General features: G+C 58.9%; 14 protein-coding genes. 9 read left to right on the top strand and 5 right to left on the bottom strand.

Annotated elements, in window-relative coordinates; all coding sequences use genetic code 11:
* Positions 1-147: 147 nt before the first annotated feature.
* Together HY26_RS13905 and HY26_RS13900 are read left to right on the top strand one after the other, a co-directional pair.
* Positions 148-888 carry a DUF4136 domain-containing protein gene (locus HY26_RS13905; RefSeq protein ID WP_112073841.1) on the top strand — a complete coding sequence of 247 codons (741 nt, stop codon included), beginning with the start codon at positions 148-150 and terminating at the stop codon, positions 886-888.
* A gap of 218 nt (positions 889-1,106) precedes the next feature.
* Positions 1,107-2,009 (top strand): hypothetical protein, encoded by a 903-nt coding sequence (locus tag HY26_RS13900; RefSeq protein WP_112073840.1) that lies wholly within the window; start codon positions 1,107-1,109, stop codon positions 2,007-2,009.
* A 100-nt stretch (positions 2,010-2,109) separates the two neighbouring features.
* On the opposite strand, the gene HY26_RS13895 is transcribed toward HY26_RS13900, so the two are convergent.
* From HY26_RS13895 to HY26_RS13885, 3 genes are all read right to left on the bottom strand, one after another.
* Entirely contained in the window at positions 2,110-2,640 is a 531-nt protein-coding gene (locus tag HY26_RS13895; RefSeq protein ID WP_146740237.1) for a hypothetical protein, read from the bottom strand.
* Between the two features lie 64 nt (positions 2,641-2,704).
* A complete protein-coding gene (locus HY26_RS13890; RefSeq protein ID WP_112073838.1) occupies positions 2,705-3,235 on the bottom strand; it encodes a hypothetical protein in 531 nt (176 codons plus the stop codon).
* 145 nt (positions 3,236-3,380) lie between these two features.
* Positions 3,381-3,914 carry a GcrA family cell cycle regulator gene (locus HY26_RS13885; protein ID WP_034761632.1) on the bottom strand — a complete coding sequence of 178 codons (534 nt, stop codon included), beginning with the start codon at positions 3,912-3,914 and terminating at the stop codon, positions 3,381-3,383.
* 283 nt (positions 3,915-4,197) lie between these two features.
* On the opposite strand from HY26_RS13885, the gene HY26_RS13880 reads away from it, so the two are divergent.
* Positions 4,198-5,061 (top strand): ABC transporter permease, encoded by an 864-nt coding sequence (locus tag HY26_RS13880; protein ID WP_051599528.1) that lies wholly within the window; start codon positions 4,198-4,200, stop codon positions 5,059-5,061.
* A gap of 85 nt (positions 5,062-5,146) precedes the next feature.
* The gene (locus HY26_RS13875) at positions 5,147-5,743 is read left to right on the top strand and encodes a hypothetical protein (protein ID WP_034761634.1); all 597 of its coding nucleotides are present in this window, start codon (positions 5,147-5,149) and stop codon (positions 5,741-5,743) included.
* A gap of 83 nt (positions 5,744-5,826) precedes the next feature.
* On the opposite strand, the gene HY26_RS13870 is transcribed toward HY26_RS13875, so the two are convergent.
* The gene (locus HY26_RS13870; RefSeq protein ID WP_199288556.1) at positions 5,827-8,175 is read right to left on the bottom strand and encodes a caspase family protein; all 2,349 of its coding nucleotides are present in this window, start codon (positions 8,173-8,175) and stop codon (positions 5,827-5,829) included.
* A gap of 227 nt (positions 8,176-8,402) precedes the next feature.
* Between HY26_RS13870 and HY26_RS13860 the strand changes: the two genes are divergently transcribed.
* The 5 genes from HY26_RS13860 (at position 8,403) to HY26_RS19045 (ending at position 12,589) form a co-directional block, all read left to right on the top strand.
* Positions 8,403-9,743, top strand: coding sequence for a Na+/H+ antiporter NhaC family protein (locus tag HY26_RS13860; protein WP_233351635.1), 1,341 nt, complete (start codon positions 8,403-8,405; stop codon positions 9,741-9,743).
* 806 nt (positions 9,744-10,549) lie between these two features.
* Positions 10,550-10,837 (top strand): hypothetical protein, encoded by a 288-nt coding sequence (locus tag HY26_RS13855; protein WP_146740234.1) that lies wholly within the window; start codon positions 10,550-10,552, stop codon positions 10,835-10,837.
* Positions 10,838-10,870: 33 nt separating this feature from the next.
* Positions 10,871-11,197, top strand: a complete 327-nt coding sequence (locus HY26_RS13850; protein WP_112073833.1) for a hypothetical protein — start codon at positions 10,871-10,873, stop codon at positions 11,195-11,197.
* Between the two features lie 27 nt (positions 11,198-11,224).
* Positions 11,225-12,360, top strand: a protein-coding gene (locus tag HY26_RS13845) for an IS3 family transposase (RefSeq protein WP_369802202.1) whose coding sequence is annotated in 2 segments (ribosomal slippage) — positions 11,225-11,495 and positions 11,495-12,360 — 1,137 coding nt in all. Because the reading frame shifts where the segments join, the coding sequence is not laid out codon by codon here.
* A 52-nt stretch (positions 12,361-12,412) separates the two neighbouring features.
* The gene (locus tag HY26_RS19045) at positions 12,413-12,589 is read left to right on the top strand and encodes a hypothetical protein (protein WP_158531507.1); all 177 of its coding nucleotides are present in this window, start codon (positions 12,413-12,415) and stop codon (positions 12,587-12,589) included.
* A gap of 90 nt (positions 12,590-12,679) precedes the next feature.
* On the opposite strand, the gene HY26_RS18875 is transcribed toward HY26_RS19045, so the two are convergent.
* Positions 12,680-13,099, bottom strand: a 420-nt coding sequence (locus tag HY26_RS18875) for a hypothetical protein (protein WP_233351634.1), incomplete at its 5' end; no start/stop codon positions are given.

Here is a 13,099-nt window from a genome sequence, read left to right as displayed (position 1 = left end):
AGAGCCTCCGGCAAACCCGGGGCGGTTCAGAGCGTCTGGGGAAAGCAATCCGGTGACTGGGGCGGTGGTGGAATTCCAACATACTCCACTTCTCAAATTGACCGCAGTGTGAATAATGGTTGAAGGGATGCGCCGGAGGGTTGTGGAATGTTCAAGTGGGCTCTTGTTCTGATTAGTTTGGCCCTAATTGGGTGTGCTTCATCCGCTGGCCAGACATTCAATGTGGTGACCAATTCGCTCTCCTCTCCAGAGGTCACTGCTGGTCAAAGGTACATGGTTTGGCCGATGGATCCGGCCGTACAGATCTCTGACCTTCAATTTGATGAGTACGCTAAATATGCTGAGAGGGCCCTTGAAAGCCGCGGCTTTACAAAAGCTCAAGAGTCCGAAACCCCGGACATAATTGTTCTGCTGGGATATGGGATAGGAGCCCCGGAGACCAAGTCCGTATCTTATTCAGTTCCCGTTTTTGGACAAACTGGGGTGAAATCAGCAACGACGACAGGCACTTCTAACGCCACAGCGTTTGGAACGGGTAACTACGTAAACGCGTTTGGCAATTATAGCCAAACGACAACGTACACACCTCAATATGGAGTCACAGGGTATCAGACCGGGACTAGGAATTATACCGTCTTTACACGGTATATAAGGCTCGCGGGCTTTTTTGTTGAACCTAACGTCGACGCGTCTGAGTGGCGTCCCGCATTCCAGACTGATATAAGCAGTACAGGGTCAAGCGGGGATCTTCGCTATGTATTCCCAATAATGATGGCTGCGGCGGCGGACAAAGTTGCCACAAATACCGGACGCGGGGTCGCAGACTCTTTGAAAGAAGATGATGGGCGGATTCTGGCAATTAAATCAAACGTTATGGATATTGACTAAGCGGCCGCTAAAGTTCTCGGACTTATACGACTTCGAGGGCGGACTTCAATTTGCAGAGTGATGGTGTGGTGAGGGTGAATCCGGAATTGGTGCGTATCTTGGCAACCCGATTTTCTGTCATCCAGTAAACACATACCGAAATGACGCAATGACGAAAATCTCGGTTGGTGGACCTAGCTGCAGGACTGTCGACCTATAGGTGGGAGTGAGAAGGTCTTATGGGCTCATTCGTGCCTTACAATGGATACAGATTGGAAAAGGAAGGCCGATCCTTGCTGGTTGGGCCGTTAAGCATCACAAAGATAGGCGCTCTTCTGACGGACGAGCAACTATTTGCTTACGCAAGGCGTATCGCGAGATTTGTCGATGGAATGGGTAAGTTGGCCGACCCCCAATTTGCCATAAGAACTCCGACAGCCTTCGCCCCGCCCGCCGACCACAGCAACTTCACCGATAGGCGCTCGACCCCCTTTAGAAAACTTGTGAGTCGCGTGACCTGGGACCGGTACTTATCGAAAGGCAGATTCCAATTGGGGTCTGCGGAGTTTTACCGTTCTACAGAAGATAATTTGATAGCGGACAAGAATGAAGGGTTGCATTGTGTTTGCGTGAATTCTGCGGATAGGCAGGCAATCTTGTTTGGACGGTCCGGGGACAACTGCGCGCTATTTTGCGGGACTCAGCTTGGTGCCAGCGAGATATCCCCAGAACATCGAAAGCGTTTTGGGGACGTATTAGTTGAAATTCAAAATGTTGAGGCTTTTGCTATCGGTGTTTGCGAGGCCATTGGTACTAGAAAATTCAGAGTCCATGATGTGATATACTCGGACGCGAAGACGTTCAGAGTTGCTGCCCACGATGTTAATCTCGTTGTCCGCCTATTGCGGACGAGAGAAAAGGGCCGCCTTACCGAATCCGTGCTGGAATCCTTGGAGGAAGATTTCGAATCTTTGTACGAAGCAACTATTCTGCCGAGTCTTTTTATGAAGCCCGCAGAATATTATTCGCTCGAGATGGAACGAAGGATCGCCTTTGAGTTTGACGCTGATTTAATGCCTCCGTTTGTCAGATTCACCGCACCCGAACTATTGAATTTCTGCTCGATAACAGAATTGGATTAGGTTAGACGCCAGCCTTTATCAGAAGTCGCTTGGTAGAGAATTCTCCAAGACGCCGATTGCTAAAGGCATCTGTGGAGGGCGTCAGAGTAAGTAAGCGTTCTCAGGAAAGACTGTCCCAAACGGTCTTAAGAATAATCCCAGCAACAAAAGCTACAAACGTTGTAAATAGCTGCTTTGTCCCGGCTCCTAGAGCCCATCTTAGGGGCGAACGCTGCGACCGATATTCAGCTCTTGCCGCATATATTTTATCTTGTGCTATCTGAACTGTGCGGTTCATTGCGTCCAGGTCAAACACTGGCTTGGATCCGCCGAAGGGTGATTTTTCCGACGATTTCGCATCATATGAGGTTCTAAGATCATCGGCAAATGCAGCAATTGCTTCAATCGCTAAGTTGAAGTCTTCGATAGAATATGGACTGTGCTGTGCTTCAGCCGACTTCAGCCGCTGAAGCGCAATGTCACCAAATTTCGACAACGCTTCTTGCATATGTTGTTGCACGGGGAACCATCGGCGCGATGATCCAAGATTATCGTTCTTGGCATCTTGGGCGGTCAACTTAGCTTGCTGCTGGCCCCATTCATAATTAGCCTGCGCACGTAAGCGCTGAAGAACCAATGCAAAGTCTTTCACAACTCCCCCACGGTTTCGGCTGTCGACACAGCTACAGACGCCATAAATTGGCCGCCAGTCTGATTCAATGCAGATCCAAGTGTAAGATCAGCTTTCGGGACAACGCACCAAATACGATCACGAACCGCAGGTGGGTTGACGCGTTCGCATAATGCGTCTTCGGCAGACGCTCACGCCCGTCTGAATATTCAGCTGCAATAGACTCATCCTTGCAGGAGTTGGTAGCAGCCTTTGAGACGTCGAAAGCATCCACTGCGTCGGCAAACGAATCCACCTCCGACTTTTCAAGTGTGTAACCCAATCGATGACCGATCCGATTTCGAATTTGGTCAATTTTCTTAATTGCAGCGACCGCTTGAGGGTCTAGATTAAGCCGCTTTGCCAATTCTAACCGGGCATCAAATCCAATTTTGAGGCCGGTGATTAAGTCAGTTTGATCTAGTTGTTTTTCCGACCACGCTACTAAGAACTCTTCGATCATTAAATGAGCATGCAGGACTGTACCAATCGGATCATTAGATTCAGCCAAGCGGATGATATTATCCGGCGAAAAAACTAGAGCCATCCGATCAACAAACTGCTCGAGCTGATCCATCCTGCGCTACCACACGGTCCAAAGATTGCTGAACAGTAGGGCGATTCTTGATCCAAATCGATAAGCTAAGATTTTTTCGAAGACATCACTATACCCCCCGGAAATCATCCGGGGGCTTTCCGTTCACCGTCGCGGCCGGGGCTGATCAGCCTGCGATGCGGCGGACGTAATCGTATTCGCCCCGTTTGGAGTCCCGCTTGCGGGCGGGCTGGAAGGCGACTTTTGCGTGTTCGGCGCAGTAAGGCCCGCAGTCGGCCTTGCGGCCACAGAAAGCAAATTTCGGATCCGCCGGGTCGCCGATCGGCCATTTGCACATGGAATCCCGGAGCGTCAGGATCGTGGCCGGCTCGCCATCAGCCATGGTCAGCGGCGGCAGCGGCGCCAGCGGTTCCTGGCGTTCGATCACAGTGCGCGGTGCCTCTACGGGCCGTTCCGGCACCTGCGGTGTGGGCACCTTGACCGAACCGTCCGGCATCACGCGGGGTTTCGGACGCGCCAGGCGCGGCGGGCGCTTGACCGGGCGGGACGGTGTCGCGCGGCCGGACAGGCCAAGGCGGTGCACCTTGCCGATCACGGCATTGCGGGTCACGCCGCCAAGTTGCTTTGCGATCTGGGAGGCCGAATGGCCTTCAGCCCAGAGTTTCTTTAGCGCACTTACGCGTTCGTCAGTCCAGGACATGTATTCACCTTCCTGCTTGGTACAGACCCGACACCCAGGTCCGTCAGCCCCTATATGTTGAGATGGCAGTTACGCGCCACCCCGCTCAGCACCTATATATCGTATCCATGGCGAAACGAAACACAACATGCGGGACGGCCTTTCCACAGGCTTTCTACATATTGTGGTTAAAAACTTGCCGCCTGTGGAATTCCGCTCACCGGGAGACCCTGATGGCTGGGTTCAGAAAAACTCCGTAAATCGGGCCTCGCACAGGGGCGTGATTGCGCCTACATAGGTCGCCATGACTTCGACCGACTCCTCCGCCGCACCGGCGCCCGCACCGGCCCTATCCACATCAGCCAGCCGTAATGTCCGCCAGTATGGGGCGGTCAACGGGCTTGGCCTGTGGACGCTTTTCAAACGAGAAGTGGGCAGATTTATGAAGGTGTGGATGCAGACCATCCTGGCACCTGTCGTCACGACGCTCCTCTTCATGACCGTGTTCAAGCTGGCCTTCGGTGACAGGGGGAATTTGACCGGCGACTTTGAGGGGCTGAATTACAATGATTTCCTGGCCCCCGGCCTGATCGTCATGGCGATCCTGCAGAACGCCTTCCAGAATACGAGTTCCAGCCTGGTGCAGGCCAAGTTCAATTCCACCTATGTCGATTTCCTGATGCCGCCGCTGTCTCCGCTGGAGCTGACGGCCGGATTTCTTGGCGGGGCCATCGTCCGCGGACTGCTTGTGGCGCTCATTTCCGGTATCGGAATCCAGTTGAGTGGCCTCGCCAACCTGTCGGTGGCGCATGTCTGGCCGATCCTCTGGTTCAGCATGACATCTGCCATTGTTCTGGGCGGCCTTGGCGCCATTGGAGGCATCTGGGCCGACAAGTTTGACCATCTTTCTGCTGTCACGAACTTCGTGATCGTGCCGCTGACCTTCCTGTCCGGCACCTTCTACGACATCAAGGTGATGACGCCGCCATTCCAGCTGATGGCCCACCTCGATCCCTTCTTCTATATGATTGACGGGTTCCGTTATGGTTTCCTGGGGGTTTCCAACTCCTCGATCTGGACGGGCGTGACCTATACCGGGATCCTGTCTGCGATCTCCGTTCTGGCGGTCTGGTGGCTGTTCCGGTCGGGTTACAAGCTCAAAGCCTGAGACTCGCCTTATCCGCGAGTGAGGTTGACCCCACAGCTTTCGAAAGCCCAAAGTCCGCCCGAGCCGGACAGAACGGAGGCCTCGAATGGCTAGAACAGGACTTTTCGCCGCCGTGGCGCTCGCAGCTGGTGTGGCTGCCTGCCAGGGTATTCCGAAGGAACAGACGGTCGCGCAATACTGCGCCGTGCCGGACCATCAGGACGAAGGTGTCTGCAAGCTGAAGGTCGAAATCGACGGGCAATCCGTGGCCCTCGCTGACACTGACATGCGCCTTTCCGAGGCGCGCAATGTCGCCGATGGCGCGGCCTCCGCTGCCGCTGAAGCGAAAGAGCTTGCTGCTGCCGCCATGGCGCGCGCGGAAGAGGCGGCCAACAAGACGGACGAAGTCGTCTGCGAAACCCGCACCATCCAGAATTCCGCCATCGGCACCTGCCGTCCGGGCTTCACGCTGACCAGCTGTACCCAGACGCGCTACACCTATCGTGCCGGCGGCATGTCAATCATGCGCGAAATCAACGACCAGCAGTGCCGCTTCAACAGCAAGGTGCTGGAGATGCAGGTGCGTTGCTGTGCGGCGGCCAGCTCCGGCGTGACACCGGAAGATACGCTGATCAAGGGCACGCCCGATCCGATCCCGGCACCGGAAGAGCCGGCGAAGGAAGAGTCGCCGCTGCGTTACTGATCGCTGCGCCCAGGGGGCTGGGACTGACAGCGGAAACCGCCTGCGCCTTAGGGGGGGGCAGGCGGTTTCTTTATTTCGGAGCCTCATTCTGCTGGTTGGAAGTAGAAGTCGCCGCCCGTCGTCAGGTCGATATAGTTCGGATGCTGCTGTTCATTGGTCCGCCGCGCGACCGCATCCTGCACACGCTTGAACAGGACATTTGCCGGCACGCCGGCCGCGGGCAGGCGCTGGGCCAGTTCTTCTGAATAGGCGCCATCGTCGGCAGCGGTCTTTCCGGGCTCGGTCGCATAAGCCTGGAACACGCCGGTCGACCAGGTGACAGGCCGGTAGCTGCGCAGCATGCCGCGGCTTTCGTCATCCATCACCGTCCGGCAGGCATCGAACACGATGAAGCTGGTCGAGGCGACGGTGGTCGAAACGATGTTGAAGATCTGTTCGAAGCTCACTGCGCCATCCTGGATCTCCGCCGTGCTCGCGCCCGGCAGATCGACAGGCAGGACATAGTTTGTCCCGTCAACATTCACGCCGTGTCCGGAATAATAGAAGAAAGTTGCCGGATGGGCGCCGGCCTGTTTGCGGGCGAGGGACTTGCGGCCCAGTTCACGCATCGCGCTGAGGGTCTGGCTTCGGCTGGCGTCGCGGCAGCGCTGAACGCTGAAACCCGTTTCGGCGAGTGCTTCGGCAATCCGGTCACCATCTGCATGGGTCACCGCGAGGCGGCTGATCGGCGGATTGTAGGCAAGGTTGGACAGGACCATGGCGAACCGGTCCGGATTGCTGCCTTCGGTAAAGGTGCATCCGGCCTCGGCCGATACAGACATTGCCTCCGGTGTGCCATTATTCGTCGGGGCGACCAGCGTGCTCGCCATGATGGACGTGTCACGCGTCGCGGGCGGCGGATCGTCTTCCAGCAGGTCGTCGATCGTGGAGATATCGACATCCAGCCAGATCGTTTTCACGGACCGGTCGAACCGTTCGCCATCGATCTCCAGGCTCTGGGACAGGTTGTATTGAAGGTAGCCGGAACCATCCTCCTTCGGAACAACCCGCCATCTCCAGACGGTCGGTGCATCCGGCAGGACAGCCTGTTCTTTCGGGGTCATCGGACGGATATCGAACTCGTCGTCGCCCTCCAGCGTCGCGGACATGATCTTCGATGCCTTCACCGTATCGAACTCGATGGCGAAGGGGGTTTCCGTGCTGCCCGGGGCAAGGCCTGTGCCCAGCGTGCTGGTCAGCATCGTATCAGCGGCTTCCACGGAAATGTTCTGCGTCAGCGGCTGGATGGCGATTTCGAGGAAGTAAGCCTGGTCGACGACCATTTCGTTCGGGGCCTGATGCGCGACGCGGCCGGAATTGAAATTCCCTGCACCCGCCTCGACCAGCTTGCTGAGCGGCTCCGTCCAGAGGCCGCAGTCGCCGAAGTACATATAATTTTCTTCGGTGACCACGCTATCCATGTTCCAGACGCACAGCCGCGCATCCGGCATGCCCAGCTCCAGACGTTCCATACCGCCGCTCACCTGAACGGCGATCCGTCTCAACGTGGCGGTCAGGTCGCCCCCGACCGGAATGCTGGCGGTCTTCAGTTCGCTGTTCATGCCGATATTGTCATAGAGCTCACAGATCAGGCTGATCGTGTCCGGATCTTCCAGCTCGGCCTGGCATTGTGAATAAGCATCGGGCCCGGCAGCCGCAGCCGGCATATCATTCATCGCTTCGTAGAAGAGCGCTTCCAGCTGTTCCGATGTGGCATTGGGCGGCACGTCATAACCGTAGGCGCGTAGCATGTCTGCGAAGGCGTTGTACTCGATGGCTTTTTCTGCCTCCAGTGGCGGATATGCGGGATCGCCTGGCGCGCCATATTCCTCGTAATAGGGAGCATAGTCCCGGTCGCCGGGATATCCGTATCCATCGCCGCTGTTGGCATTGTTCCGGCTGCCGCCTTGTGAGCTGCTGTTGCCTCCTGAAGATGAGGCGACAGGGCTGGACGGTTCACCAGGGTCGATCCCGAAATAGCGGAACACATTATCCGTTTTCTCGTACGCAACGCCGTGCGCCATCAGATAGGCGCGGACCACTTCACGATTGGCCGGATTGAACGGGTCGACACCACTCGACTGCATCACCGCATACAGCTCTTCAGGCGGGTACCCGGCGACCGTCTCCGTCACAATCGGCGGCGGAGGAGGCGGAGGAGGAGGCGGAGGAGGCGGAGGAGGAGGAGGAGGAGGCGGAGGAGGAGGAGGAGGCGGAGGAGGTGGTGGAGGGGGCGGAGGCGCTTCCGGCGGGAACATCCAGTGCCAGGCCGCCACCAGCCAGTTTTCGCTCGCGCCGTCATCGGTGCCGGTCTGGGAATTGGGCGAGCTGGCGCAGGCTGCTGCGAGAACCAGCGCGCTCGCGGCCAGCAATGCCCTGAAACGGCGTGTCATCCCGTTCTCCTCCCTCCAGGAAACTGGAGAAAGTTAAGCATAAGCGCGCCCGCGCCGCCAGCAGAACCGGGCCAGCCGCCAATGCCCGTTAAACATGCGAACGGGTTGTGCAGCCCTTTCAGCAGGCCGGGGCTATTGCCAGCGGTTGCAGGTCTGGGCGAGGGTGCGGTGTGGAAGGCTGAATCGGAAAGGGGCGCGCCCTGGAAATCCTGACCCTGTTGCCGCCGGTGCTGGCAATTCTCGTCGCCGCCGTGTCGCGGAATGTCTATGTCGCGCTCGGGCTTGGCCTGGTCGCGTCAGAAACCCTGATCGCGGGCGGCAATCCGGTGCTCGGCTCGCTGATGTCCGCCGAGCGCTCCGTGCAGGTTCTGACCGATGCGGGCAATGCGCGGGTGCTGGTTTTTTGTTTGCTGATCGGCGCGTTGATTGTGTTCATGCGGGAATCCGGCGGCGTCGATGCCACGGTCGGCCTGCTGGACCGCAAGGGCCTGACCTCCACGCCGCGACGCGCAGGGCTCGCTCCGGCCATCGCCGGCACGCTGGTCTTCGTGGAGACGAATGTCAGCCTGCTCAGCTCCGGCGTTCTGGGGCGGCGCCTGTTCGACACCCATGGCCTGTCCCGTGAGCGCCTCGCCTATGTCATCGACTCCACGTCCGCGCCCGTGTCGGCCCTGATCCTGCTGAACGGCTGGGGTGCTTACGTGCTGACGCTGGTGCAGCCCTACTATGGCGAGCAGAGCCTCGGCGTCGTCGCGGGCACGGTGATGTGGAACGCCTATGCGCTGCTGACGCTGGCGGGCGTGTTCCTGACCGTCACGCTGAACCGCACTTTCGGCCCCATGCGCATTGCAGATCTTGAGGCGCGGCCGGGCGCGGCGGAGCTGGAAACGGTGGACCATACGCCGGCCAATCGGGCGGTTCACATGTGGCTGCCTTTGCTGGTGATGGTTGCAGGGTCCATCGGGTTCATGGCGTGGACGGGGAAGGGCAACATGCTGGCCGGGAGCGGCAGCCTGTCGATCCTGTGGGGCGTGTGCGTGGCGATCGCGCTGGCCGCTATGATGTTGTGGGCCGGTAAGGTTTTCACCGGCGCGGAGATCCAGGAACGCTTCTTCCGCGGCATCGGCGAGATGGTGCCGCCGGTGACCGTTTTGCTGCTGGCCATTGCCTTCGGGGCGAGTCTGAAAGCGCTGGGCACGGGCACCTACATGGCTGGAATCGTTTCGGATTACCTGCCGGTGGCGATGGTGCCGATGGCGGTGTTCATTGTTGCAGGCGTGACCGCGTTCATGACCGGGACGAGCTGGGGGACGTTCGGGATCATGGTGCCGATCGCGATGCCGGTGGCGCAGGCGGTGGGATTTCCGCCGGAGCTGATGCTGGCGGCGGTGATCGGGGGCGGCGTCTTCGGCGACCATTGCTCACCCATCTCCGACACGACCGTCATTGCAAGTCTTGCTGCAGGATGCGACCATGTCCGCCATGTCGCGACGCAGCTGCCCTATGCCGTGGCGGCGGGCGCGATCACCTCGGTGATCTACCTTTTCGCGGGCCTCGCGCTCAGCTGATCCGTACACACAGCAAGGCCAGAACAGAAACCGGAACAGAAAAAGGCGCCCTCCCGGAGGAGGACGCCTTTCCTGGTGTTTCGAATCGGACTACCGAGACACTGTGCTAGCACTCGTTGTCGGTCTTCTTCCACACCGAGGCAGAGTCTGGTCCGCTTGCACGGGCCTTCATCTTACCCCTGTCGGACCCGGCCGGTCGCCTGCTCGTCTTGGGAACGGGCTGGCGCCCATGGCCGTCGTCCGCGGCTCCGCAGCATCCCGGGCGATGCCTCACGTCACCTGTACGCCGCTGATATCCTTCAGGTTTTCCTTGCGGATTTCCATCCGTGCTTCAGCTTTGCCACCATGCTTCGGATCGCGCTCCGGTCATGGCCTACAGCCTTTCCTTGCGGGGTCTAGCTCCCCTCCGGAATACGCCGCCTGCTTTGTCCCTTCATCCCGCCGGGCCCTTTGCGCCGCTGCTCTCACAGCCTTGCTCCTGACCCGGATTGATCCGGGGGCGACGTGCTCTGCCTCCGTCCGTTGGCGGGTCTGCTCCCGCCGGGTTTCGTTGGCTTAACGAAACGATCTCACCAAAATTCGCCTGAGTCGAGTCCTTGTCAAAAATTTTTCATGCTTGACGGGAAGAATTCCACAGGTTCCGGACCGCCTGTGAAATTGTTGCGCTGCACACGGATCATGCCTCGGGAAAAGGGTGGTGGATAGCGTGCGCCCAAACACCATGAAGAACGCCATGAATACACCGTGTATGGCGCCCGCCCGGAGTCTGAATTCGTCTGATTGGCCCTCGTGACAGTCTCTACGCCATGAAAGAGCACAGAGACACCAGACTGAAGATGCCCCGCTTCCGCCGCCCGAAGGCAGAGCTTGAGGCCCTGCGCCTTCTCGCGCGGCAGGCGGCCCTGCGCGGCGAGAGCCTCGCCAGTATCCGCGCGCGCCTCCAGATACCGGAGCCGACCCTCACCGTCTGGGCCCGGCAGGACGGCTACCGGCAGACAGACCTGAAGGCCCGCGCCGAGGCAGAGGCGGACGCCCAGAGACAGGCAGACGCCGCGCGCGGGGAAGGGGCGGACGGGATCGAGGCCATCCGCTAGCAGGCAGACGAGCTCTGGGAACTCTGCGAGGGGATGCAGGACCGGCCCTCCACAGGCGCCCGGCGGCAGGTGGACCTTGCCCGCGCCCGCACGCTCGCCTTGGCCGAGGCGGGCTTCCTCGACGCGGCGGAGGAAGAGATGGCCGCCATCCGCCGCCTCGCCCGCCTGCTTTCGTTTGGCCGCGCCGGCACGGGCGAGATGCAGCGGTTCCAGAACCAGGCCGCCGTGACCGTACGCCAGAAAGGACTCGAGCGGGTGATGGAAACGGCCCGGCGCATCAATGAGGCGGCCGAAGCCGACCGCGCCACCCGCGAAGCGGCCGTGGTCTGCCACATGAAAACTGGTCCGGTAATTGAGTGAGAGTCGGCTTCGAATATGGAGTTGAGAATGGGCAAGAGAGCGAAGCCTGAAGAGATCATCGCGAAGCTGCGGGAGGTGGAAGTCCGACTGAGCCAGGGTGAGACGACCGGACAGGCCGTGCGTGCGATCGGGGTAACCGAGCAGACGTATTACAGGTGGCGAAAGGAGTATGGCGGCCTTCAGGTCGGCCAGGCCAAGCGGATGAAGGACATGGAGATGGAGAACCGGCGCCTGCGCAAGGCAATCTCCGATCTCACCCTGGACAATCAGATCCTGAAAGAGGTTCTTTCGGGAAAGTACTGAGCCCTTCACGCAAACGCAGTGCGGTCGATCATGTGGTAGAAGAGCTTGGCGTTTCGGAACGCCGGGCCTGCCGCGTGGTCGGCCAGCATCGCGCCACCCAACGTCGCTCACCGACTCGCCGCGCCGATGAGGCGGCCCTAACGGCAGCCATCATCCATCTTGCAGAACGGTTTGGCCGGTATGGTTACCGGCGGGTGACGGCACTCTTGAACGCGAGTGGATGGCAGGTGAGTGCGGGCCGGGTGTATCGCATCTGGCGGTGTGAAGGGCTGAAAGTCCCGATGAAACAACCAAAACGCGGCCGTCTCTGGCTGAATGACGGTTCCTGTATCCGGCTAAGGCCGATGCACAAGGGCCATGTCTGGTCGTATGACTTCGTCCAGGACCGTACGCATGATGGCAAGGTGTTCCGTATGCTGTGCGTGATCGATGAGTATACAAGAGAATGCCTCGCCATTCGTGTCGAACGCAGGCTCAACTCCCGGGACGTTCTGGATGTGCTGGGCGAACTGTTCGTCGCACATGGACCGCCTGAGCACATACGTTCAGATAACGGCCCCGAGTTCGTCGCCACCGCTCTGCGTGACTGGCTGGAGCGGATCGGGGTGAAGACGCTCTACATCGAACCGGGCAGCCCATGGGAAAATGGCTACTGCGAAAGCTTCAACTCCAAGCTCAGAGACGAGTTGCTGGCCAGGGAAATCTTCTACGATCTCCGCGAAGCCAAGGTGCTGATCGAGGGATGGAGATGCCATTACAACACGCAGAGACCGCACTCTTCGCTGAACTATCGTCCACCCGCCCCAGCAGCCATCTTGCCCGCGGCGCTCATGCCGCCTTATAGGTTGGAGGCGGCATGAGCGCCGCTACGGACCAACCGCCGACTCTAACTCTACGGTTGGACTAGTCCGATTGGGCAAGCCAGCCGGCCTGCCACCGCTGCCCCCGCCAAAGCCCAAGCTCTGCTCAAAGGAAGAGGCCGACGCCTTCTACGCAGACCTCCACGAAAAGGGCCGCAACCGCGACTATTGGAGCGAGTTGGCGGAGCTGCGGCGGGAGCGGGAAGAGGCGGAGGGCAAACACGAGTAGGGTGGATTGTGCAAAGCGATACCCACCGACACACCCCGCCGCGCGCCCGACCGATGGGTGCCGACTCTGCATCAACCTGCCCAAAGATAGCTAGGTACAACAGCCAGTTAGGATGCTCTTCGCTCCTTCGTGTTGGTAAACCTTACAGCGAGGATTGCTGATGATTTCTGGATTGGTCAAATCGTCGGTCAATAATTTGTCTTTGGTGCACACCACTGTCGTTCGTGACTGCATTACCAAATCAATGATGTGAGGGTCATCACAGGTGAGCTTGTTGCTTACCTCTGCAGGAACATCTCCGTCTTCAAAGCGACGAAGTTTGTTATTTCGTCCCAACTCGGCGAGCGTACTTAGTATGGCTTTTGGGTACTCCCGTATCAGAGCGGGATTGACTGTGACTAGTCCGCCCTGTTTCAAATATTTTGCGACAGGAGCTAGGTATGCTTCGCCTTGAGCGAAGTCACTTGCCATGTTTGTATTGAACCGCCCCGGGTTTGCCGGAGGCTCTGT

The sequence above is a fragment of the Hyphomonas sp. GM-8P genome, from assembly GCF_003263315.1.
Lineage (GTDB): Bacteria > Pseudomonadota > Alphaproteobacteria > Caulobacterales > Hyphomonadaceae > Hyphomonas.
This window is presented reverse-complemented; position numbering and strand designations above follow the sequence as displayed.

Excerpts from the sequence above, each read along its gene's own strand:
- HY26_RS13900 (WP_112073840.1), top strand. The coding sequence starts at position 1,107 with ATGGGCTCATTCGTGCCTTACAATGGATACAGATTGGAAAAGGAAGGC.
- HY26_RS13880 (WP_051599528.1), top strand. The coding sequence starts at position 4,198 with ATGACTTCGACCGACTCCTCCGCCGCACCGGCGCCCGCACCGGCCCTA.
- HY26_RS13905 (WP_112073841.1), top strand. The coding sequence starts at position 148 with ATGTTCAAGTGGGCTCTTGTTCTGATTAGTTTGGCCCTAATTGGGTGT.
- HY26_RS13875 (WP_034761634.1), top strand. The coding sequence starts at position 5,147 with ATGGCTAGAACAGGACTTTTCGCCGCCGTGGCGCTCGCAGCTGGTGTG.
- HY26_RS13885 (WP_034761632.1), bottom strand. The coding sequence starts at position 3,914 with ATGTCCTGGACTGACGAACGCGTAAGTGCGCTAAAGAAACTCTGGGCT.
- HY26_RS13870 (WP_199288556.1), bottom strand. The coding sequence starts at position 8,175 with ATGACACGCCGTTTCAGGGCATTGCTGGCCGCGAGCGCGCTGGTTCTC.
- HY26_RS13850 (WP_112073833.1), top strand. The coding sequence starts at position 10,871 with ATGCAGGACCGGCCCTCCACAGGCGCCCGGCGGCAGGTGGACCTTGCC.
- HY26_RS13855 (WP_146740234.1), top strand. The coding sequence starts at position 10,550 with ATGAAAGAGCACAGAGACACCAGACTGAAGATGCCCCGCTTCCGCCGC.
- HY26_RS13890 (WP_112073838.1), bottom strand. The coding sequence starts at position 3,235 with ATGGATCAGCTCGAGCAGTTTGTTGATCGGATGGCTCTAGTTTTTTCG.